Source organism: Hymenobacter siberiensis (genome assembly GCF_018967865.2).
Lineage (GTDB): Bacteria > Bacteroidota > Bacteroidia > Cytophagales > Hymenobacteraceae > Hymenobacter > Hymenobacter siberiensis.
Window position 1 is genome coordinate 994,463 of record NZ_JAHLZY020000001.1, and the last position, 21,054, is coordinate 1,015,516.

At 60.2% G+C, this 21,054-nt stretch carries 24 protein-coding genes and 1 pseudogene; 17 read left to right on the forward strand and 8 right to left on the reverse strand.

From position 1 onward, the window contains the following. Positions 1 to 81: 81 nt before the first annotated feature. Positions 82 to 1,347, forward strand: a complete 1,266-nt coding sequence (icd, locus tag KQ659_RS04295) for an NADP-dependent isocitrate dehydrogenase (RefSeq protein ID WP_168673688.1) — start codon at positions 82 to 84, stop codon at positions 1,345 to 1,347. 105 nt (positions 1,348 to 1,452) lie between these two features. Here the strand turns inward: icd and KQ659_RS04300 are convergent, their stop codons facing one another. From KQ659_RS04300 to KQ659_RS21765, 5 genes are all read right to left on the reverse strand, one after another. After that, complete coding sequence (locus tag KQ659_RS04300; protein ID WP_216690152.1) at positions 1,453 to 1,635, reverse strand: hypothetical protein; 183 nt, start codon at positions 1,633 to 1,635, stop codon at positions 1,453 to 1,455. 163 nt (positions 1,636 to 1,798) lie between these two features. After that, a complete protein-coding gene (locus KQ659_RS04305; RefSeq protein WP_216689836.1) occupies positions 1,799 to 2,356 on the reverse strand; it encodes an IS3 family transposase in 558 nt (185 codons plus the stop codon). A gap of 69 nt (positions 2,357 to 2,425) precedes the next feature. Next, positions 2,426 to 2,830: an IS3 family transposase gene (locus KQ659_RS04310; protein WP_216689834.1), complete on the reverse strand. Its 405-nt coding sequence runs from the start codon at positions 2,828 to 2,830 to the stop codon at positions 2,426 to 2,428. Further along, positions 2,827 to 3,111 carry a transposase gene (locus KQ659_RS04315; protein ID WP_216689832.1) on the reverse strand — a complete coding sequence of 95 codons (285 nt, stop codon included), beginning with the start codon at positions 3,109 to 3,111 and terminating at the stop codon, positions 2,827 to 2,829. The genes KQ659_RS04310 and KQ659_RS04315 overlap by 4 nt, the downstream gene beginning before the upstream one ends. A 168-nt stretch (positions 3,112 to 3,279) precedes the next feature. Further along, complete coding sequence (locus tag KQ659_RS21765; protein WP_226930095.1) at positions 3,280 to 4,695, reverse strand: FAD-dependent oxidoreductase; 1,416 nt, start codon at positions 4,693 to 4,695, stop codon at positions 3,280 to 3,282. A 439-nt stretch (positions 4,696 to 5,134) separates the two neighbouring features. Between KQ659_RS21765 and KQ659_RS04325 the strand changes: the two genes are divergently transcribed. Further along, positions 5,135 to 5,869, forward strand: coding sequence for a hypothetical protein (locus tag KQ659_RS04325; RefSeq protein ID WP_216690150.1), 735 nt, complete (start codon positions 5,135 to 5,137; stop codon positions 5,867 to 5,869). A 376-nt stretch (positions 5,870 to 6,245) separates the two neighbouring features. On the opposite strand, the gene sucD is transcribed toward KQ659_RS04325, so the two are convergent. Further along, the gene (sucD, locus tag KQ659_RS04330) at positions 6,246 to 7,127 is read right to left on the reverse strand and encodes a succinate--CoA ligase subunit alpha (protein ID WP_168673693.1); all 882 of its coding nucleotides are present in this window, start codon (positions 7,125 to 7,127) and stop codon (positions 6,246 to 6,248) included. 356 nt (positions 7,128 to 7,483) lie between these two features. Here sucD and KQ659_RS04335 point away from each other — a divergent pair. Together KQ659_RS04335 and KQ659_RS04340 are read left to right on the forward strand one after the other, a co-directional pair. Beyond that, a pseudogene (locus KQ659_RS04335) lies at positions 7,484 to 8,458 on the forward strand (PLP-dependent cysteine synthase family protein); the annotation flags it as partial. A gap of 74 nt (positions 8,459 to 8,532) precedes the next feature. Further along, positions 8,533 to 8,943: a response regulator gene (locus KQ659_RS04340; RefSeq protein ID WP_216690149.1), complete on the forward strand. Its 411-nt coding sequence runs from the start codon at positions 8,533 to 8,535 to the stop codon at positions 8,941 to 8,943. Positions 8,944 to 9,027: 84 nt separating this feature from the next. On the opposite strand, the gene KQ659_RS04345 is transcribed toward KQ659_RS04340, so the two are convergent. Further along, positions 9,028 to 9,510 (reverse strand): hypothetical protein, encoded by a 483-nt coding sequence (locus KQ659_RS04345; protein WP_216690148.1) that lies wholly within the window; start codon positions 9,508 to 9,510, stop codon positions 9,028 to 9,030. A gap of 50 nt (positions 9,511 to 9,560) precedes the next feature. Further along, positions 9,561 to 11,216, reverse strand: coding sequence for an adenine deaminase (gene ade, locus KQ659_RS04350; protein WP_216690147.1), 1,656 nt, complete (start codon positions 11,214 to 11,216; stop codon positions 9,561 to 9,563). Positions 11,217 to 11,303: 87 nt separating this feature from the next. Here ade and KQ659_RS04355 point away from each other — a divergent pair, with 87 nt between their 5' ends. From KQ659_RS04355 to KQ659_RS04415, 13 genes are all read left to right on the forward strand, one after another. After that, on the forward strand, positions 11,304 to 11,453 hold the full coding sequence (locus tag KQ659_RS04355; RefSeq protein WP_168673697.1) for a hypothetical protein: 150 nt from the start codon (positions 11,304 to 11,306) through the stop codon (positions 11,451 to 11,453). A gap of 102 nt (positions 11,454 to 11,555) precedes the next feature. Then, positions 11,556 to 12,392, forward strand: coding sequence for a hypothetical protein (locus KQ659_RS04360; RefSeq protein WP_216690146.1), 837 nt, complete (start codon positions 11,556 to 11,558; stop codon positions 12,390 to 12,392). 32 nt (positions 12,393 to 12,424) lie between these two features. Continuing rightward, complete coding sequence (locus KQ659_RS04365; protein ID WP_216690145.1) at positions 12,425 to 12,829, forward strand: hypothetical protein; 405 nt, start codon at positions 12,425 to 12,427, stop codon at positions 12,827 to 12,829. Positions 12,830 to 12,860: 31 nt separating this feature from the next. Continuing rightward, a complete protein-coding gene (gene cmk, locus KQ659_RS04370) occupies positions 12,861 to 13,553 on the forward strand; it encodes a (d)CMP kinase (protein ID WP_216690144.1) in 693 nt (230 codons plus the stop codon). Positions 13,554 to 13,761: 208 nt separating this feature from the next. Then, positions 13,762 to 14,643, forward strand: a complete 882-nt coding sequence (locus KQ659_RS04375) for a 4-hydroxy-3-methylbut-2-enyl diphosphate reductase (RefSeq protein WP_216690143.1) — start codon at positions 13,762 to 13,764, stop codon at positions 14,641 to 14,643. Positions 14,644 to 14,697: 54 nt separating this feature from the next. Further along, positions 14,698 to 15,465: a hypothetical protein gene (locus KQ659_RS04380; RefSeq protein ID WP_216690142.1), complete on the forward strand. Its 768-nt coding sequence runs from the start codon at positions 14,698 to 14,700 to the stop codon at positions 15,463 to 15,465. A 297-nt stretch (positions 15,466 to 15,762) separates the two neighbouring features. Further along, positions 15,763 to 15,927 (forward strand): 2TM domain-containing protein, encoded by a 165-nt coding sequence (locus KQ659_RS04385; protein WP_216690141.1) that lies wholly within the window; start codon positions 15,763 to 15,765, stop codon positions 15,925 to 15,927. Then, positions 15,924 to 16,400: an ATP-dependent zinc protease family protein gene (locus tag KQ659_RS04390; protein WP_216690140.1), complete on the forward strand. Its 477-nt coding sequence runs from the start codon at positions 15,924 to 15,926 to the stop codon at positions 16,398 to 16,400. The genes KQ659_RS04385 and KQ659_RS04390 overlap by 4 nt, the downstream gene beginning before the upstream one ends. Before the next feature lie 69 nt (positions 16,401 to 16,469). Next, positions 16,470 to 17,423, forward strand: coding sequence for a 30S ribosomal protein S6--L-glutamate ligase (gene rimK / locus KQ659_RS04395; RefSeq protein WP_216690139.1), 954 nt, complete (start codon positions 16,470 to 16,472; stop codon positions 17,421 to 17,423). Between the two features lie 261 nt (positions 17,424 to 17,684). Then, entirely contained in the window at positions 17,685 to 18,644 is a 960-nt protein-coding gene (locus KQ659_RS04400) for a succinylglutamate desuccinylase/aspartoacylase family protein (protein WP_216690138.1), read from the forward strand. A 306-nt stretch (positions 18,645 to 18,950) separates the two neighbouring features. Continuing rightward, positions 18,951 to 19,643 (forward strand): OmpH family outer membrane protein, encoded by a 693-nt coding sequence (locus KQ659_RS04405; protein WP_216690137.1) that lies wholly within the window; start codon positions 18,951 to 18,953, stop codon positions 19,641 to 19,643. Positions 19,644 to 19,975: 332 nt separating this feature from the next. Then, positions 19,976 to 20,248, forward strand: a complete 273-nt coding sequence (locus KQ659_RS04410; protein ID WP_216690136.1) for a hypothetical protein — start codon at positions 19,976 to 19,978, stop codon at positions 20,246 to 20,248. Positions 20,249 to 20,432: 184 nt separating this feature from the next. After that, positions 20,433 to 21,041 (forward strand): hypothetical protein, encoded by a 609-nt coding sequence (locus KQ659_RS04415; RefSeq protein ID WP_216690135.1) that lies wholly within the window; start codon positions 20,433 to 20,435, stop codon positions 21,039 to 21,041. Positions 21,042 to 21,054 lie beyond the last annotated feature (13 nt).

Sequence of the window (21,054 nt, forward strand, 5' to 3'; positions counted from 1 at the left end):
CTAGTCCCCCTCTCCGCAAGGAGAGGGGCTAGGGGGGAGGTGACCCGCCTGAACATTAACTAAAAACATTACTTTACCCACATGGCAGAGCAAAAAATCACCATTAAAAACGGCAAGCTGACCGTTCCGGACAAACCCACTATTCCCTTCATTGAGGGCGACGGTATCGGGCCGGATATCTGGCGCGCCTCCAAACTGGTGTTCGACGCCGCAGTGGAGAAAGCCTACGGTGGCAAAAAGCAGCTGATGTGGAAGGAAGTGCTGGCCGGCGAAAAAGCCTATAAAGCCACCACCAACTGGCTGCCCACCGAAACCCTCGACGCATTCCGCGAATACCTCGTGGGCATCAAAGGCCCCCTGACTACGCCCGTGGGCGGCGGTATCCGCTCGCTGAACGTGGCCCTGCGCCAGGAGCTGGACCTGTACGCCTGCGTGCGCCCCGTGCGCTACTACGACGGCGTGCCCTCGCCGGTGAAGCACCCGGAGCTGACCGACATGGTCATCTTCCGTGAGAACACGGAGGACATCTACGCCGGCATCGAGTACATGAACGGTACGCCCCAGGCCCAGAAAATGCTCGAATTCCTACAGGACGAGATGGGTGTGAAGAAAATCCGCTTCCCCGAGTCGTCCTCGTTCGGCATTAAGCCCGTGAGCAAGGAAGGCACCGAGCGCCTCGTGCGCGCCGCCATCAAGTACGCGCTGGAGCACAAGAAACCCTCGGTGACCATCGTGCACAAGGGCAACATCATGAAGTTCACCGAAGGCGCGTTCAAAACCTGGGGCTACGAGCTGGCCGAGAAGGAGTTTGGCGCGAAGGTGTTCACCTGGGCCCAGTACGATAAAATCGTGGCCAAGCAGGGCGTGGCCGTGGCCGACGCGCTGCAAAAGCAGGCCGTGGACCAGGGCAAGCTCATCATCAAGGACAGCATCGCCGATGCTTTCCTGCAACAGATTCTGCTGCGCCCCTCGGAGTACTCGGTGGTGGCCACCCTGAACCTGAACGGCGATTACATCTCCGATGCGCTGGCGGCCATCGTGGGCGGCATCGGCATCGCGCCGGGCGCCAACATCAACTACAGCACCGGCCACGCCATCTTTGAAGCCACCCACGGCACGGCCCCCAAATACGCCAACCTCGACAAGGTGAACCCCGGCTCGGTTATCCTATCCGGCGTGATGATGTTGGAATACATGGGCTGGAAAGAGGCCGCTGCCCTCATCAACAAAGGCCTCGAAGCCGCCATCGCCAGCAAGCGCGTAACCTACGACTTCGAACGTCAGATGGAAGGTGCCACCCTCCTCAAAACGAGCGAATTCGGCCAGGAGATTATCAAGAATATGTAGTAGCTTGGCTGCTGCCTAAGCACCCACAGAAACCCCCGCGTTGGCTTTGGCTGGCGCGGGGGTTTTAGTTGTAATAGACAACTCAATATTGAATAGAATAATAAACTAAATGCTGAATTTCTCAGATTCGCGTAAGCCTAATGTAATAATTGCCTCTACTGGCTCATTTCTGCTATTTATAGGCTCTATTATAGCTGGTGCGTTTTTTATGGATAGTAAATGGAGCGCAAACGCTGCACTTTTAATTACTGCAAAATCAATATTTATTGCGGTTAATATTCTTTCCATAATTATGAGTTTGTATGCGTTATTCACGTCGTACGCAAATGGTTGGCTGTTGACAGACCGACTATCTAGGCCTGTTTTAGGCTCTGCGCCATGGGTATTATGTTTTTGGACATGGAGATTGGTTGTACTACTCCCCAAAAACTGGACAGTTTAGCGGGGTTTGTTAAGTAATATTGTTATGATTGAATGTTGTGTTGGTTTGGTAGACGTGGGCGGGCGTTTGGCCCCCGAGACTTTGATGGGGTCGGCGATGATTGTAGTAGGCAAAGTACGCGGTTAATTGCTGGTGCAGGTGCTGGCCGTCATCGGCCGGGATAAGATAGATATGTTCCCATTTGACCGTGCGCCAGAGGCGTTTGATGAAGGCATTGTCGGTGGCGCGGCCGCGGCCGTCGCGGCTGATGCGGCAGCCGGCGTCCAGCAAAGCTTGTTCGTAGGCGAGGCTGGTGAACCGGCTGCCCTGGTCGGAGTTGAAGATGTAGGGAGCCGGAGCATGGCGCAACGCATCGGCCAGGGCTTGCAGGCAAAAGCCCACGTCGAGCGAGTTGGAGAGCTGCCAGCTGAGCACGTAGCGCGAGTGCCAGTCGAGCACGGCGGCCAGATAGAGAAAGCCCTTGGCCATGGGCACGTACGTGATGTCGGTACTCCATACCTCCTTCGGGGCGGTGGCCGGGCGGTCCCGCAGTAGAGTTGTTGCGAAGCAAAAAGCCTTGATAATCAATTAATTATGTCAAAAATAAAAACCGACAAAAATTGAAAAGAGAACGTCTAAGCCACATTGCCAATAAAATTAGCGCGATTTCATGCCTGTAATAGGCTGATTTTGAGCACAAACATTACGCAACAAGTCTAGTAGGTACTGGTAGGGCGTAACACCTTGACCAGGAATGGACAAGCGCGGTTTGGGATAAATCGGCTCGTGGCCCATCAGGCGCACGAGGCGGCGCACGCGCTTGGCATTGACGGCGTGGCCGGCCAGGCGCAGGTGGTCGCGCAGGCCGAGCACTCCTTTGAAGTTGTGGTCGGTAAACTCCTCATCGAGCAGGCGCATGAGCTCCAGGTTGTAGGCACTTTCTCCGCAGGGCTGGTAGTAGAAGCTGCTGCGGGCCAGGCCTAGGGCCTGGCAGCGAGCGGCGACCGAGCTACCGGCCGGGTCCGAGGCCTGAACCAGGACCCGTTGTTGGGCCGAGCTCATCGGGGTAGCGTTTTTTTTAGCAGCGCGTTTTCCATTTGCAACCGACCGATGGCCGCGTAGAGGGGCTCGACGTCGGGTAAGGGCGTGCCGGCCGCAGGCGCTTCGGTGAAAACCTGGGTGGCCTGCTCACGCAGTTGCAGCTTCCAACGGGTGATTTGAGCGGTAGCCAATTGGGAGTGAGCGGCCAGCTCGGCCAATGGCTGGCGCTCGGTGAGGGCGGCTAGCGCCACCTCCGCTTTGAACTCGGCCGTATAGCGACGGCGGGTGCGTTTTGGGGTCATAATCGAGCTAAGCTAGCCCGCTTAACCTGTCCAGCTTTTGGGGAGTACTACAGGTTTTGCTGATAAAACAAGCGCTTTAAAGAACGCATTAATTATAAATGATGGTCATCATCAAGCTACAGCCGCTGCTGGAGTTTCTCAAAGCATACCCCCCAAACTGGCGCGAGTTTAGCGCAGCGTAACTCGTGACCAACCATGCCGGGAGGCTGAGCCTCCCCCGGCCGCGCCGATAGAAGCCGGTAGCACCGTTCTACCGGGCGAGTTGAAAACTCGCATCATAACCGGCACGATAAACTCGCGCCAGCGCCGCCAGCTACTCCCCAGTTTCAGCCGCTGAAAAGCATTATTCAGCACCTCACCCCACACGGGGTGGGCAATAATCATATTCTCTAATTCCTGGTAGCGCAGCCCGCCCGCCATGGCCAGCTGGAACATGGTCATGATTTCGCCGCCCTGTTCGCAGAACACGGCCGCACCCAGCAGCCGGTCGTCGTCGCCCACCAGCACCTCCACGAAGCCCTCGGTTTCGCCCGTCTGCACGGCCCTTCCGATAGTGCTGGCCGGTAGCCGACTCACGCGGTAGGGGATGCCTTTCTCCTTCGCTTGGTTCTTCGAGATGCCGATGCGGCCCAGCTGCGGCTCCGTAAATACCACATAGGGCATGGGCCGGTCGGCAGTGGTGCGCTGGCTGTTGTGCAGCAGGGCGTCGCGCACAATGCGGTAGTCGTCGTAGCTGATGTGGGTGAATTGCGGGCCGCCCTTCACGTCGCCCAGCGCGTACACGCCGCGCGTGCCGGTTTGCAGGTGCTCGTTCACTTCAATGTAGCCGTCTGCGTCGAGGGTGATGCCGGTGTGCTCCAGGCCGAGGTTGCGGGTGTTGGGCGTGCGGCCCACGGCCACCAACAGGTGGCTGCCGCGCAGGCGACGCTCCCCATCGGGCGTGTCCATCGTCACGGTGAGGGTGCCGTTGGCCCCGCGCGATACGCGGCGGGTGTTAGCATTCAGCACCAGTTCTACACCGGCTTCGGTCAGCAATTCCTCGAGCGGGTGGCTCACGTCGGGGTCTTCGCGCGACATCAGGCGCGGCTCCTTGTCGATGATGGTGACGCGGGTGCCCAGCCGGCAAAATATCTGGCTGAACTCGACCCCGATGTAGCTACCGCCCAGAATGATTAGGTGCTCGGGCTGCTCCGTCATGTTCAGCAAAAGGGAGTCGCTGGTGAGGTAGCCGCTGTCGGCCAGGCCCTCAATGTCGGGCACGGCAGCGCAGGTGCCAGTGTTGATGAAGATGAGCGGGGCCGTGAGGTGTTGCTCGCCGCCGCCTACCAGGGCCACTTGCAGCGAGTGCGGAGCCGTGAACTGCGCCCGCCCCCGAATGAGCGTGATACCGTCGTGAACCTCCGTAATCTTGCGGTGCAGGCTGTCGCGGGACTTTTGGCGTAGTGTGTGCATCCGCTCAATCACGGCCCCGAAGTTCACCACCGGCTCGGGGGCTTCAATGCCCAGCGCGCCCGCCGTGCGCACGAGGTGCGCCCGTTGCGCCGAGGCCAGCAGTGCCTTGGTGGGCGCGCAGCCGTAGTTGATGCAGGAGAGCCCCCCAGAAAGTCACTCTCGATGAAGGCCACGCGGCGGCCGGCGGCGGCCAGCGCGTAGGAAAGGGGCGTACCGGCTTGGCCGGCCCCAATAATGATGGCATCAAACGAATCAGCAGGCATAACGGGCGTGGCGAAGGAGATTAATTATGCCCTTACATACGGCCCGGTTTACGCGCGCGACTGAGCTCAACCCGGCAGGTTGAACGCATATAAATGGAGTCATGGGCCTCCATTGTCTCACAGGGTATTTTAGGTTTTAAAAAAGCGTCAGGTCCAAAATAAAAAAGTACCCTGGTAGACTGGATTCAGTCCTCAAAATTTATATGCGTTCAACCTGTCAACCCGGGAAATGCGGGAGAATGTCGGGCGGAAACACGAAATTGCCGTATCAGGCGTTGCCTGTCCTCATTCCTGCCTCGCCCCGCTGTATGAAGCATTTGTTGCGTCTGATTTTCTTAGCTGTTTCCTCGGGCCTCACGGGCTGCGCATCTTTGTATTTTCCACCCCCGCCCCATGCGCCCATGCTCACGCACCAGGGCGAGTTCTACGGCACTGTAAGCACCAATCAACACACCAACTATGCCCTGCAAGGAGCCTACGGCCTCACCAACCACTTGGCCGTGGCCGGCACGTTCTCGTCCCTGCACCGCAAAAAATCCGATAGAACGGAAAATATCGACTTCGCCGAAGCCAGCCTCGGCTACTTCACCCGCCTGCCCGACAAGCGCGTGCTGGAAGTGTACGTGGGCGGCGGTGGCGGGGCCACCGAGCGCATCGAACGCAACGAAGCCCAAATCGTCAACAAAACCCTTGACGGCAGCCTGTCCAAGGTCTTCGCCCAGGTGAACTACGCCAAGAAGAAGCAAAACAGCCTGCACCTATTCAACCGCGACTTCCCGCTCACCTACGGCGCGGCCCTGCGCCTGAGCTACATGCAGCTCAATAACTTCAAAATTGACGGCCTGGCCGCCCCTGGCGAAAGCAACGTGTTTTTCGAGCCCATCACCTTCACCCGCACTCAGATTGCCGGGCCCGTGCAGCTACAGCTCATCAGCGGCCAGATTTTCGGCTTCCGCAGCAATAAGTACTTGAAAGCGGCCAATTCGGTGTTTCAGGTGGGTATTGTGATTAATCTGGATAAGAACACCACGCTGAGCGAGTAGGGTGCGTGCCCGTACCCCGCTTTTGAAGGCGATGAGCAATTCGTCCTAACGGCGTAGAGGCGCATCCTTACGTCTCATCGTTGAACGATAAAGGCGGATTTCGTTTAAGTGCTGGCGCAGAAGTAACCGTATTCGAGTCGGGCCTGCTGGTCCGACCGCCCTAGGCGGTCCGACCGGTTGAAGCACCAGCGATTTCGGTTTAACGACAACCGGTCGGACCGGAGTATACGCCTACTTCTGCAATAGTACAGTACTTGCCGATAAGACACAAGGATGCGTCTCAACACCAATAGTCAGGCCATTTGACACAAAAAAGCTCCGGCCGAAGCGGGAGCTTTTTTGTGTCAAATACTTTCGGCGCTAAGACGCCAAAAAATTACTTGCCGCCCAGTACGCGCAGCATGGTATCGCCAATCTCAGCGGGCGAATCCACTACGTGGATGCCGCACTCGCGCATGATGGCCATTTTAGCAGCGGCCGTATCGTCGGCGCCGCCTACGATGGCACCGGCGTGGCCCATGCGGCGGCCGGGAGGGGCCGTTTGGCCGGCGATGAAGCCCACGACGGGCTTCTTGTTGCCGGTTGCTTTAATCCAACGAGCGGCTTCGGCTTCCATGCCGCCGCCGATTTCGCCAATCATCACGATGCCTTCGGTTTCGGGGTCGTTCATCAGCATTTCTACCGCCTGCTTGGTGGTGGTGCCGATGATGGGGTCGCCGCCGATGCCAATGGCCGTGGTCTGGCCCAGGCCGGCTTTGGTGAGCTGGTCAACAGCTTCGTAGGTCAGCGTGCCCGACTTCGAAACGATACCGATTTTGCCTTTGGTGAAGATAAAACCGGGCATGATGCCCACTTTGCACTCGCCGGCGGTCATCACACCGGGGCAGTTTGGCCCAATCATCGTCACTGTGGGGCGCTCCGAGAGGTACTGCTTCACGGCAATCATGTCCTTGGTCGGGATGCCTTCGGTGATGGTGATAATCACCTTGATGCCGGCATCGGCGGCTTCCATAATGGCGTCGGCGGCGAAAGCCGGGGGCACGAAAATGATGGTGGTGTCGGCACCGGCCTTTTCCACGGCCTCGGCTACGGTGTTGAACACGGGACGGCCCAGGTGCTCGGAGCCACCTTTGCCGGGCGTCACGCCGCCCACCACGTTGGTGCCGTAGTCCATCATCTGCTGGGCGTGGAACGAGCCCTCGGAGCCGGTGAAGCCCTGTACGATAACCTTGGAATCTTTATTGACCAGAACGCTCATTCGGAGGTGTTTTTGGGATATTGATGGAGTGGAGGAGGGAAGCCCGGACGGGCAACGGTGGTGCAAAAGTAGGGGGTTTTGGGGCTAGGGCAAGGCAGAAGTTATGCAATCGGTTGAAGGTCATGCGGAGCACTGCCGGAACGTTATGCAGAACACCCTTGGACCGTTATGTCGAGCGCAGCCAAGACATCTCGCGTGCAGCAGTAAATCAATCGTGTGAACGACCCGGGCGAAATGTTTCGGCTGCGCTCGACATGACCTTCTATTCAGCCACTACCAGCAACTGCCTCTGCCCCGCCGCCGAAATCCGTACCTTTGCCCCCTGACTCCCCCATCTCCCCACCCATCATTTTTCGATGTATTTCAACCACGTTATCGAGGCTGTTGGCAACACGCCTCTCGTTAAGCTCAATAAAGTAACCGACGGCATTAAAGGCACCGTGCTGGCCAAGGTTGAGTATTTCAACCCCGGCAACTCGGTGAAGGACCGCATGGCCATCCGCATGCTGGAAGACGCCGAGAAGGCCGGCCTTATCCAGCCCGGCGGCACCATCATTGAGGGCACTAGCGGCAATACGGGCATGGGCCTGGCCCTGGCCGCCATCGCCAAAGGCTACAACACCATCTTCGTGATGAGTGACAAGCAGAGCAAGGAAAAGCAGGACATTCTGCGCGCCGTGGGCGCCCAGGTGGTGGTGTGCCCCGTAGACGTGGCCCCCGAAGACCCGCGCAGCTACTACTCCGTAGCCAAGCGCCTGAGCGAGGAAACGCCCAATTCCTTCTACCCCAACCAGTACGACAACCTCTCGAACGCCGCTGCGCACTACGATGCCACCGGCCCCGAAATCTGGGCGCAGACGGAGGGCAAAATCACGCACTGGGCGGCCGGTGTGGGTACGGGCGGCACCATTTCCGGCGTCAGCAAGTACCTCAAGGAACAGAACCCGGCCATCGTGACCATCGGCCTCGATACCTATGGCTCGGTGTTCAAGAAATACAAGGAAACGGGCATCTTCGACGAAAACGAAATCTACCCCTATAAAACGGAGGGCATCGGCGAAGATATTCTGCCGAAGAACGTGGACTTCGATGTTATCGATTTGTTCATTAAAGTAACCGACGAGGACGCCGCCGTGATGACGCGCCGCCTGGCCAAAGAAGAAGGCTTGTTTGTGGGCTGGAGCTGCGGCTCGGCCGTTTTCGGGGCCTTGGAGTACGCCCGCGAGCACCTGAAAGAGGACGACACGATGGTGATTATCCTGCCCGACCACGGCACCCGCTACCTCGGAAAAATCTATAACGACGACTGGATGCGCGCCCAGGGATGGCTCTAAGTGAGCTAGGCCATTGCGGAAGCGCGGTCAGGATGTTATCTTCGTAAAAGCTTGTTTTTTAGCCCTACAATATGTCTGCTAATTTGAATCACATTGTACTCGTTGACGACAACGAAACCACGAGCTTTCTCAACAACCGGCTGCTGGGGCGGCTCGCGGTGGCCGACCACGTCAGCACGTTTTCGCGGGCCGATGAAGCCTTCGAGCAGCTCTGGGGTGACAACACTACCGAGTGCAGCGTGCCCGCGCCCGACCTCGTGTTTGTAGACCTGAAAATGCCCGGCGTGTCCGGCTTCGAGTTCCTGGAGCTCTACAATGCTCTGCCCCAACCCGTGCAGGACCAGACCGTAATGGCCGTGCTCACCACCTCCATGCACGGGGCCGATACCGCCCGCGTGGCCCAGTACCCCAACGTAGAGTACCTGACCAAGCCCCTCACCGAGGAAAAAATGCGCAAGCTGCTGGAAAAGCGCTTTCAATAACCCCTGCTTTCTGCCGGTCCGCCCGGTGGAAACGCGCATAAAAAACCGCTGCTGGTTCGCCGGCAGCGGTTTTTTTATGTGCGCTCAACGCTTGTCGAAAATGCGAAAAATGCCGGTTTTTTTCTGTTTGATGAAGATGTAGCGGATGGAAAACGCCGTGGGAAATCGGTTCCAGTCGGCCGAGCCGTACTCGATGGTGGGCTTGAAATCGAGGGAGATGACGAGGGGGATGAAGGCGATTTTATACTCCGCGCCAATCATGCCATCGAAGCCCCAGAAAGTGCCATCGTCCTTGTGGTTGCCCACGTGCGCCCCGGCCCCGAAATAGTAGTTCAGGCTGGGGCCGAGAATGCCGAAATGGCGCTCGGCCAGCACCGTGGCGCTACGCTCGCGCACCCCAAACATGCCCAGGCCTTCCAGCGTGGTTTTGGGCAGAATAAGCTGCTGAATGGTGAGTCCGTAGTTGTTGCCGTCGCTGCGAAGGCCGGCGGCGGTGCGGTATTTTTGTGCGGCCGTGGGCTGGGTGGCCAGCAGCAGGCATGGTACAAGAAGCAGTAGCAGTTTCATAAAGAACAATAGGGTGCGGGGTCGGACCCTACGCAGAAATCGCGCTAAATTTATTCCACCGCATCAACGAACGTGAATTGCTGGCCGTCGAACAGCCCCTTGTCGCTCAGTTTCAGGCTTGGGATAACGAGCAGCGCCATGAACGAGAGCGTCATAAATGGCGCGCCCAGCGGCGAGCCCATTTGCTTGGACAAGGCATCAACAGCGGCATAAGCCTCCGCCACGGCCGTGCCGCTTTGGTCCGACATGAGGCCGGCTACCGGCAGCGGCACCAGAATTTCCTGGCCATCGGCGCCTACGGCGGCCAGGCCGCCTTTGGCCTGAATCACCAGGTTCACGGCGCGGGCCAGGCTTTCGTCGTCGCAGCCCACGGCCGTGATGTTGTGCGAGTCGTGGCCCACGCTGCTGGCCAGCGCGCCGTGCTTCAGCCCAAAGCCCCGAATGAAGGCCACGGCCGGCGCTACGTGCGGCTGGTAGCGGTTGATGACGGCCAGCTTGAGTATGTCGGCAGCCACATCGGGCACCACGAGGCCCTTCTCGATGGTGGCCGGCAAATCGACGCGGGCCGTGATGAGCTGGCCATCGAAGCACTCGATGACGCGGAGCGTGGCCGATTCCTTGGTGGTGGGCAGCTGGAAATCGGCCGCCGTCACGGGCTGGGCGTGGAAGTTATTGACCACGGCAATGGGCGCGGCGGGTAGCAGCGACTGGCCATTTTCGGCCACCAGCTGTCCATCCAGGTAGGTTTGCAGCACTTCGAAATCGCGCAGGTCTTTCACCACGATGAAGTCGGCCGGGTCGCCTTCGCCCAGCAGGCCCACGGGCAGGTGGTAGTGCTTCACGGGGTTGATGCAGGCCACGCGTAGCACATTGAACACGTCGTTGCCGAGGGCCACGGCGCGCTGCACCAGCTGGTTGATGTGTCCCAGCACCAGCGTATCGGGGTGCTTGTCGTCGGAGCAGAACATGAGGTGGTGGTAGTGCTCAGGCATGAGCTCGATGAGGGCATCGAAGTTGCGGGCCGCTGACCCCTCGCGGATGAGGATTTTCATGCCCACGGCCAGCTTGTCGAGCGCCTCGGCGGCGGTGAAGCACTCGTGGTCGGTGCTGATGCCGGCGCTGGCGTAGTGGGCGGCATCATCGCCGCGCAGGCCGGGGGCGTGGCCGTCCACGGGGCGGCCGGCGGCGTGGGCCAGGGCAATTTTGGCCATCACGTCGGCGTCGCGGTGCAGCACGCCGGGCCAGTTCATCATCTCGGCCAGATAGCCGATTTTGGGGTTTTCGAACAGCTTTTTGATGTCGGCCACCGTGATTTCGGCCCCGGCCGTCTCAAACGGCGTGGCTGGCACGCAGCTGGGCGCACCGAAGCAGAATTTAAAGGGCGAGTGCGCCGCGTTTTCGAGCATGAACTCCACCCCAGCCACGCCCAGCACGTTGCCGATTTCGTGCGGGTCGCTCACGGTGGCTACCGTGCCGTGCGCCACGGCCAAGCGGGCAAACTCGGTAGGCACCAGCAGCGAGCTTTCGACGTGCACATGGGCATCGACAAAACCGGGCAGCACGTAGGGCAGGGTAGGGTCGGCCTCAGCCTCGGCAATGGGCGCGATGGCGGCGATGCGGCCGCCTTCAATCTGAATAATGGCGGGCTGGATGGAACGGGCGAAAATGTCGACGACGTTGGCCGTGAGCGAGAAATCTACAGTCATAAGGTGGGGCTGGAGCGAATGGCAAACCGACCTGTTGCCGGTTTTGCGTCGGCAAAGAACCTTATATTTGACAAAAAACCGCTTCCGGTGAAAAAGAATCTTGCCCTTTTGCTGCTCGTGCTGCCGCTGCTGCTGGCCCAGGGCGGCTGTGCCCGCCGCACGGCCCAACAGAAAAAAACCTCCTGGTACAAGCACCACAGCGGTGGTAAATCGGTGCCGTGCCCGTGTGGGCACTAAGAGGCTATCCGAATAGGGCGTCATGCAGAGCGGAGCGAAGCATGACGCCCTATTCGGATAGGCTTTAAGCAACCTTTTACAACTCGCTTGGCTCTACCCATTATGCGAAATACCTTCCTTTCCGGCGGGCTGCTGCTGATTCTTTTACTGTTGAGCTTCATCAGCCCTGCCCAGATACCGTTGCGCAACCCGCGCCCGGCGGCTACTATCGGGCCCACCACACCCTCGGCCACCCGCCCGGCCGACTACCCCCTCGCGTCTGCACCACGCTACGCTGCCAGTGGCTATCCCGGCACCTACCGCCTGCCCGATGGTAGTTGGCATCCGGCCGAAATATTCGGTCCTGACCTGCCCGACCGTGTGCGCCTGCGCCCCGATAACCTGACCGATTATGCCGTATTCTGGCCCGGCGAGGTGAGCGCCTATGTGGTGCGCGGCGACACGTTTGTGACCGTACCGGCCTTCGTACAGCGCAAAGGCCACCGGCTGGTGCCGGCCAGCTTTGCCCAGCGCCAGTACCGCGACGACCGGTACGAGGTGCTGAAGTATCAGGCCTTCACGCCAGAGGACCAGCGCCCGTACCGTCAGCCTGCCCCGTTGAATGGCCCGGCCGTGCCCACGCCCGGGGCCACACCGCCCATCGACTACCTAGCCAGGCAGGATGAGGCCGTTAAGAATTCTTTCTTCGGGATTATAATGGACCTGTTTGTGTATCCGCGCACCAGCCAGACCATCTTGCTGCGCCAGGCCGCCCGGACGTTTGAATTGCCCGCCAAAGCCGGTGCCTACCGCCGCCTGATGCTCGGGCTGCTGGCCGACGACCCCATCCTCTGCGCCCGCCTGCGCGCCGGCGAAATGGATTCACGCTTTGAGGCCCCGCAACTGCTGGCCACTTACGCCGCGAACCGCCGCGAGGCCCTGCTACAGGCCCGCAAATAACCCGGGCGGTGGTTTCTAGTTTACTTTGTTTTATGTCTAAGCCCACGCCAACTCCCCTCGATTCCATAACGGCCGCCGCCGAGCAGGTGCGGCAGCAATTGAAGTTAAAGGCCTTCGATGCCGAAGGCGTGGCCCACCTGGATAATTTTATCCGGGCGCAGCGGGGCATTTTGGGGCCGGCCGAGCGGCCGGGCGTGGTAATGGCGCTGGGCTGCTTCCTGGGGCAGTGCCTGGTAGAGGTCTATCGGGGCGAATGGGGCACCGGCAAGGACCGCACGACCGGCGTGGGGCTGGGCGGTCGATTTTTTTTTAATCCCTTTTATTTAGTCGATGCGCAACTGAATGAGGGAGAAAGCGCCTCCGTAGCGGCCTTTTTTGCCTCCATTCCACAGCGGTTGAAGAGCCCACCTGCTGCTCGTAAGGCTTGGATTTCGTAATCTTGCGGGGCCAATGGCCGCCCGCGTCGTTATGAAACAACTCGTTATCGCCATTGATGGTTACTCCTCCTGTGGCAAAAGTACCACAGCCAAAGCCGTAGCGTCGCTGCTACACTACGCCTACGTCGATACGGGGGCGATGTATCGCGCCGTTACGCTGCACCTGCTGGAGCAGGGCATCAGCTTCGACGACATGGCCCGCATCGAGCAGGTTTTGCGCGAAATCAGCATCACCTTCCGCCGCCACCGCCACACGGGCCGCAACGAGCTGTTCCTAAACGGCGTGAATTGCGAGGACGACATTCGCCAGATGCGGATTTCCAACTCTGTGAGCGAAGTGTCGGTCATCCCGATGGTGCGGCACGCCATGGTGGCCCAGCAGCAGCAAATGGGCCGCAAGCGCGGCGTCGTGATGGACGGCCGCGACATCGGCACTACCGTATTTCCCGATGCGGAAGTGAAAATCTTCATGACTGCCGACGTGGAGCTGCGCGCCCGCCGCCGCCAGGACGAGCTAGCCGCAACAGGCGAACAGGTGCCCCTGGAAGACATCATCGAGAACCTGCGCAAGCGCGACTACCTCGACTCGACCCGCGCCGAAAGCCCGCTGCGCCGCGCCGCCGATGCTGTGCTGCTCGATACCACGCACATCACCATTGCGGAGCAGGTTGATTTTGTGCTCGATAGGGTGTCATCGGCTCTGTTCATGGCGGGCTGGGACTAGGGGAGGCTTAGAGGGAAAGACGGAAAAGGTGGTCATGCAGAGCGCGGCATCTTGCCCGCAATAGTAAATGATATGCTTATCTGCGGGCAAGATGCTGCGCCGCGCTCTGCATGACGGGCCGACTGCTCCCAATGCCATACCCCGCCGCCTTGCCGTACCTTTGTCCCCGGTGAACTCCTCGCCGCCGCAGTGATGTTAAAGGCACAGCATGAAGGTTACGATTGATAAAAATTCCGGCTATTGCTTTGGCGTTGAATTCGCCATTCAGATGGCTGAAGATGAGCTGGCACACGAAAAAACGCTTTATTGCCTCGGCGATATCGTACACAACCGTATGGAAGTGGAGCGCCTGCACCAGCATGGCCTGCGCATCATCGACCGCGAGCAGCTGGCCCAGCTGCACGACTGCAAGGTGCTCATCCGGGCCCACGGCGAGCCGCCCGAAACCTACCAGTTGGCCCTGCAAAACAACCTGGAGCTGATTGACGCCAGCTGCCCGGTGGTGCTCAAGCTGCAAAACCGCGTGAAGCACGCCTTCGACCTGAGCCAGCGCCAGGACGGCCAGATTGTGATATATGGCCAGCCCGGCCACGCCGAAGTGGCCGGCCTCACGGGCCAGACCGGCAACCGCGCTATCATCGTGATGAACGAGGCCGACCTCGACCAGATTGACTTTGCCCGCCCCGTTACCCTCTTCAGCCAGACCACCAAAAGTACGGCCGGCTTCTATAAGATGAAGGCCCTGATGGAAGCCCGCATTCAGGCCGTCGGCGGCACGCTCGATAGCTTCGATGCCAACGACAGCATCTGCCGGCAGGTGAGCAACCGCGAGCCCGCCCTGGCCAAATTTGCGGCCGAATACGACGTGGTGCTTTTCGTGAGCGGCCGCAAAAGCTCCAATGGCAAGGCCCTGTTCTCGGTGGTGAATGTGGTGAACCCGCGCAGCTATTTCATCGAGAACGAAACCGAAATAGACGAGGAATGGCTGGCCGGCGCGCAGTCCGTGGGCATTTGCGGGGCCACCAGCACCCCGCTGTGGCTGATGAAGCAGGTGGCCGAGCGCGTGGAAGGCGTGGGCGAGCCAGCGTAGCTCCCTGAGCGCGCCCGGGCGCTTAACTTCGGTAAAAACCCTTTCCTTTTACCAATGAAAGCATCTTTATTGCGAATTACTATGCTGGGACTGGTCGCTACCGGCCGTGTCTGCTGCGCTCAGCAAGCCCCGCCTGCTATTGCCGTTTCCACTGCCTCGGCCGCGCCAATGGTGACTGCCCCGCTGGTGGCCGACGATTCGCTGGCGGCAGCTGTGGGCACCAGCTACCTCGACAAAACCATTCGGGGCTTTGGCAGGGCCGAAATTCTGGGTCCCGATGGCAAGACGCACTTCGTCTGGATTCCGGTGAACCTGATGGGTTTCAGTAAATACCTGCCCTTTCATCGGCATGAAGAGGACCTGAAACGGTTTGGCCGCGAACCGTTCAGCATTGACGTTGACAAGGTGCAGTCCATTAAAGTCAACGGGCTGTATCAGGAGCACATGGTGTTGAATGGTAAGCGCAAGCACCTCATCGCCAAGTGCTTGGTGAATGGTCCGGTTGAGCTCTTCAATTACACTGAAATGCCGCAGCCCCTCTTGGCCCCGGTGGCTGGCGTGGCTGGGGCCACGGTCATGGGCACCGCGGGCTTAAGTGCCCCAGGCTTGAGTGGCTTTCCCGACCGCCAGTGGTTTTTGCGCCGCCCCGGCGAGGAGCTGGTGAAGGTGGGCCGGGGCGATTTCGTAGCCCAGATGACGGCCTATTTTCACGATGACCCTGAGCTGCTATCGGCCCTCAATGCCGGCCAGCTGCACTACCGCGACATGGTGAAAATAGTGCAGGGCTACAACGAATATCGCACCCGACCAGCGGCTAGATAGCGCCCCCCCGCCACCGGCTGGCAGGTAATGCTGCCCTGCACGAGCTGCAGGCGGGCGGAAAGGGGAGAAGCGGGCCTAAAGGGAGTGGGGTGTAATGAAACCCGCACGGCTGCGATAGATACTTTACGCAGCAGCAGCAGCATTTGGTACTGATGCGGGCATCATGGCGCGCGGCCCAACCCTCGCTTTCGACGCTTGGGAAGCCTTTTCCGACCGTTCGGCAACTGCCGCTTGCGGGTGGGAAAGCCAACCGGCTATATTTAATCATCAATTCCAACCAACCTCATCCCCAAGCTCATGGAAACCCTGCAACGCGACCCCTACCTGTGGCAAAAGGCCAAAGTCCGCGCCAAATTCCAATCGCACCTGCTGTCGTTTTTGTTCGTGAACGCGATACTGTGGGTTATCTGGGCCAGCACGAGGCCGACTCACCCATTCCGCCTGCCCCTTTTCACCGCATGAATCGTCCCGTCAAGCGCACCCTCGGCCGCCGCGAGCTGGTTGATTTTCCGGCCTTCGCCCTCGTGGGCGTGGAGGCCAAGGTGGACACCGGCGCGTACACCAGCGCCATTCACTGTACCAATATTCACATTGAAACTCCGGCCGGGCAGCCGCCCGTGCTGGTGGTGAACCTCCTCGACCCCGGCCATGTGGGGGCCGATGGCTGCCCGCTCACCTTCACCGAGTTTGCCCTGCGCGACATTCGCTCCAGTAATGGCGAGGTGCAGGAGCGCTACGTAATTCGGGCGGTGGTGCAGCTCTACGGCAAAGCGTTTGAAGCCGATTTTTCGCTTTCCGACCGCTCCGACATGAAATACCCCGTATTGCTGGGGCGCAGCCTGTTGCGGCAGGGCCGGTTTGTGGTTGACGTAGCCCGGCGCAACCTTTCCTGCAAGTTCCTGGCCCGTGCCACTGCCCGGCGCACCCGCCCCTGACTAGTTTTGTGGCGCGGTACTCCACCCCATTCCATTGCCCCGCTTCTCCACCTCCTTTACAACTCCACGATGAAACTGGCCATTCTCTCGCGTGAGCCCAAATCCTACTCCACCCAGCGGCTGGTGGAGGCTGCCCTTGCGCAGGGCCACGAAGCCGTGGTCATCGACCACCTGCAGTGCAACATTGTGCTGGAAAAGGGGAAGCCCGGCATCCTGTACCAGGGCGTGCTGCTGGAGGGCTTCGATGCCATTATTCCGCGCATTGGGGCCTCGGTCACGTTCTACGGCACGGCCGTAGTGCGGCAGTTTGAGATGATGAAGGTGCGTACGGCCATTGACAGCCAAGCCATTGTGCGCTCGCGCGACAAGCTGCGCTCGATGCAAATCCTGAGCCGCGCCGGCGTGGGCATGCCCAAAACCGCCTTCACCAACTTCTCGGCCGACGTGCCGGCCATGATTGAGCAGGTGGGTGGCGCGCCGGTCATCATCAAGCTCCTCGAAGGCACCCAGGGCCTGGGCGTGGTGCTGGCCGAGTCGGCCAAAGCCGCGCAGTCGGTAATTGAGGCGTTTCACAACCTCAAGGCCCGCATCATCGTGCAGGAGTTTATTGCGGAAAGCAAGGGGGCCGACCTGCGCGCCTTCGTGGTGGATGGCGAAGTGGTGGGAGCCATGAAGCGCCAGGGCAAGGAGGGTGAGTTCCGCTCGAACCTGCACCGTGGTGGCTCGGGTATCCTTGTCAAGCTCACCCGCGCCGAAAAAGCCGCCGCCCTGCTGGCTACCAAAGCCCTCGGCCTGGGCATTGCCGGCGTCGATATGCTGCAAAGCAAGCGCGGCCCGCTGGTACTCGAAGTGAACTCTTCGCCGGGCCTGGAGGGCATTGAAAAAGCCACCGGGCAGGATATCGCCGGCCGCATCATCGAATACACGGCCGACCTCGCCGCCAGAAAAAGAGAGAAGCCCAAACCCAAAAAAGACTCCGTTCGGGCCGTAGATGCGCAGTCGGACGTGCCGGCGGGCAAGTAGGAGCGGGGAGGTTTTATTGCTCTCCTTACCAAGGAGGGGACAATTTCGCGTAGCGAAAATTGGGATGGTGCCACCAGAGGGTGGCCGTTGAACAACTCGCGGCTGGCGGGCGCTGCCTCGGAAATGGGGCGTTCTGGCATCGTTCTGGCTTTGCGGCCAACCCGTTCAACGCCCACCCTCCCGTGGCACCATCCCCGTTTGCGCTGAAGCGCGAACATCCCCTCCTTGGTAAGGAGGGGCGTTTATCGTTCAACCAAGCCTATGCCTGCTACCTCCGCTGCCATTCACCTCAACGGTCTCACCATTCAGCCCGGCGAGCGGGTGCTCACGCGGCTGGTTATTTCGAAGCTGCCCTCGGGCACGGTGATTGACGTGCCGGTGCATGTGCTGCGCGCCCAGGAACCCGGCCCCACGCTGCTGCTCATGGGCGGCATGCACGGCGATGAGGTGAACGGCATTGAGACCATCCGGCGGCTGGTGCGGCGCGAGCTGCTGGCGCCGCTGCGGGGTACGGTCATCGCCATTCCCATTCTCAATATTTACGGCTTTCTTAATTTCAGCCGCGACGTACCCGATGGCAAGGACGTGAACCGCTCGTTTCCCGGGTTTCCGCGGGGGTCGCTGGCCGGGCGGGTGGCCCACCGCTTCATGCGCGAAATCATGCCGCTGATTGACTACGGCATCGATTTTCACACGGGCGGGGCGGCGCGGTCCAACTTTCCGCAGGTGCGCGCCCTGCTGGGTATCGACCCCGAGGTGGATGCCATGGCGGCCGCGTTTGGCGCGCCCTTCACGCTGCATGCGGGGCTGCGGGGCGGGTCATTGCGCGAGGCGGCGCAGGAGCTGGGCAAGCGCATTATCGTGTACGAAACCGGCGAGAGCCTGCGGCTCGATGAGCCCGGCATTGAGGAGGCCGTGGCGGGCACGCTGCGGGTGCTGCACCACCTGGGTATGGGGCCAGAAGCGCCTGCGCCAGCCCGGCCGGGCATTATTTGCCGGCGGCATACGTGGCTGCGGGCCCGGTTTGCGGGCCTATTCCGGGCGCACGTCGAGAACGGGCAGTTTATTGAGAAGGGCCAGATTTATGGCTCCGTGGCCGACCCCTATGGTGCGCAGTCGGTGCGGCTGGAGTCGCCCCTGAGCGGCTACGTGATTGGCCTGAACTACATGCCCGTGGTGAACCAGGGCGATGCCCTGCTGCACCTGGCCGTACCGGCGTAGTGGGGCGGGTGCTGGCCGCAGTTTAGCGCGCAGCGCGTAACTGCAGGCCGATGGTAAGGTGAGTCTGTGACTCACAGCCGCAGAATGGCCATTGTAATTGGGCATTGATGATGGCCGTTGGATTGCCTCTTCGCGGCAGCGAGTTGCAAACTCGCATTACGAAGAGGCCAGTAGTTACGCGCTGCGCACCAAACTGCGGCCAGCATACGGGTGATGCTGCGCGGCGCGCGGCATCACGTTCTGCCTTGCTCTCCACCTTCTCGCGGTCTACCCTTACTTTTGTTCATTCCTCATCATTCGTTTTCAATGAAAAACCCTCTTCAGCTTACCATTAACATTATGCTGGCGCTGGCCGTGGCCGGTTTGTACTTCCTGCATTTCAACCACACGCCCGTTGCACCCGCTCTCGCTACCGACAGCAGCATGGCCGTGATGGCCACCCCCGAGCCCGCCGCCGATACCGCCACCGCCACTTCGCCCGCCGATGCTGCCGCGCCCGCCGTGGCCGCCGCCCCCGTGCAGGACAACACCGGCGATTTCTCGGGCAAGCTGGCCTACGTGGAGTCGGGTAAAATGCTGGACGGCTACCAGGGCATGAAGGATGCGCGCAAAGCCTTCGAGGGCAAGGCCCGTGGCTGGGAAAAGCAGAACCAGACCATGCTGGCCGGCTTCAAAGCCAACGTGGAAGCCTACCAGAAGCAGGCGGCCAGCCTCACCGCCGAGCAGCGCGCCGCTACCGAGCAGAAGCTGCAGGAGCAGCAGCAGCAGGTGGGTCAGCAGCAGCAGATGCTGCAGCAGCAGGCGCAGCAGGAAGAAGCCAAGCTCACCCAAACCGTGCTCGAAAGCGTGAATAAGAAGGTGGAAGCCTACGGCAAAGCCCACGGCTACAAGCTGATTCTCATTGCCGCGCCCAGCGGCACCATCGCCTACGGCGAGAAAAACCTCGACATCACCACGCCCGTGCTGGCTTACCTAAATGCCGGCTATCGGAAAAAGTAAGAGCGCAGTCCTTTGGAATATGAAGACCGTCATGCCGAGCGTATTCGAGGCATGACGGTCTTTTTTGCTCCTGATTTTTTGTAAATACCCGCAGTACCAAAGCAGCTCCTGGCATTGCCGGGAAGTGCACTTCCATTCACGCGCAACAAAATAATCGGTTCATCATCAGCGGTTACGTGCGCCCCGGCTACGGCCTGTTCGGTGGCGCGGTCGATGCTACCTACCGCATCCAACTGCCCTAGCCAACGCATTAAACCTTGTGGCGGCATTTGCGTCTAAAGTCCAATTGTCGTCCTTCCATCATTAATCAGCGCGCTTCGGTGCGAATTCTTATGCGGACTAAATCAGTAGTTTTTGCTTTGGGCCTGTTCCTGCTGCTGCTTGGTAGCCAGGTGGCCAGTGCCCAGGTTTCGGTGCGTATCGGGGGCGGCTATTATGGCCCGCCCCGGGCTTATTATGGTCCCCGGTACTATCCGCCCCGCCCACCCGTAGTATATGCGCCGGCTCCGGTTATCATCGCCCCCGCGCCTTATTACGCGCCGCGCCCGGTGTACTATGCTCCCCGGCCGAACTATGGCTACCGGGGTCGGGGTCGTCGCTGGTAAGCGGCATTTTGGTCATAAAATCAATTCCTGAAAAGCCCGGCTGCGGAAACGCGGCCGGGCTTTTTGTTTGTCCTTATCAAAATCTGGAGCCGTTGCCCCGTTAAACTGCGCCGAGCGCTGAAAAAGTCGGGGTTCAGCAATTATGCTTAATCTTACAGCCCGAACTGATGTCATCCCGTTACCCATGAAATCCTCGATTCTGACCCTGAGCGCGGCCCTGCTGCTGGCCGGCTGCAACCAGACGGCCCCCGTCACTTCCGCGCCCATGGTCCCGCCCCCCGAAGCCGCCGCCACGCCTGCCGCCGCCGGCAAAGCCGACTCCATCACGGCGGTTGCCGCTGCTCCCGCCGCCGATGGCACGGCCGCCGCGCCCGAAACCGTCATACCCGCCCTCAAGGAAGTTGAAACGCTGAAAGCGTCATTCCGCTTTCAGCCCGCCCCCGATGCCGACGACCCCGCCCACCCGCGCACCAGCGCCCACCTCGTGGTGCAGGGCAGCGCGCCCATGGATATCGACCTGGGCAAATTTGTGGGCAAGCCCGATGTAGTGGACGCCGCCAAGGCCAAAGCCGCCAACTTCCCGCCCGGCATGCTCATGGGTTTCCGCAGCTACTCGGCGGCCACCGGCACCAGCTCCGATTTGGCCGTGCTGCACGTTGATGGCCGCCGCCTGCGCGTGGTGCAGCGCCGCGTGGAGGAAACTGCCCCCGAAGGCGGCAAATTTGAAACTTCCCGCGAAGTACCGCTGCCGGCCAACACCAAAATAGTAGCTGCCGCCATGACGAAAAAATAACTGAAAATGCGTA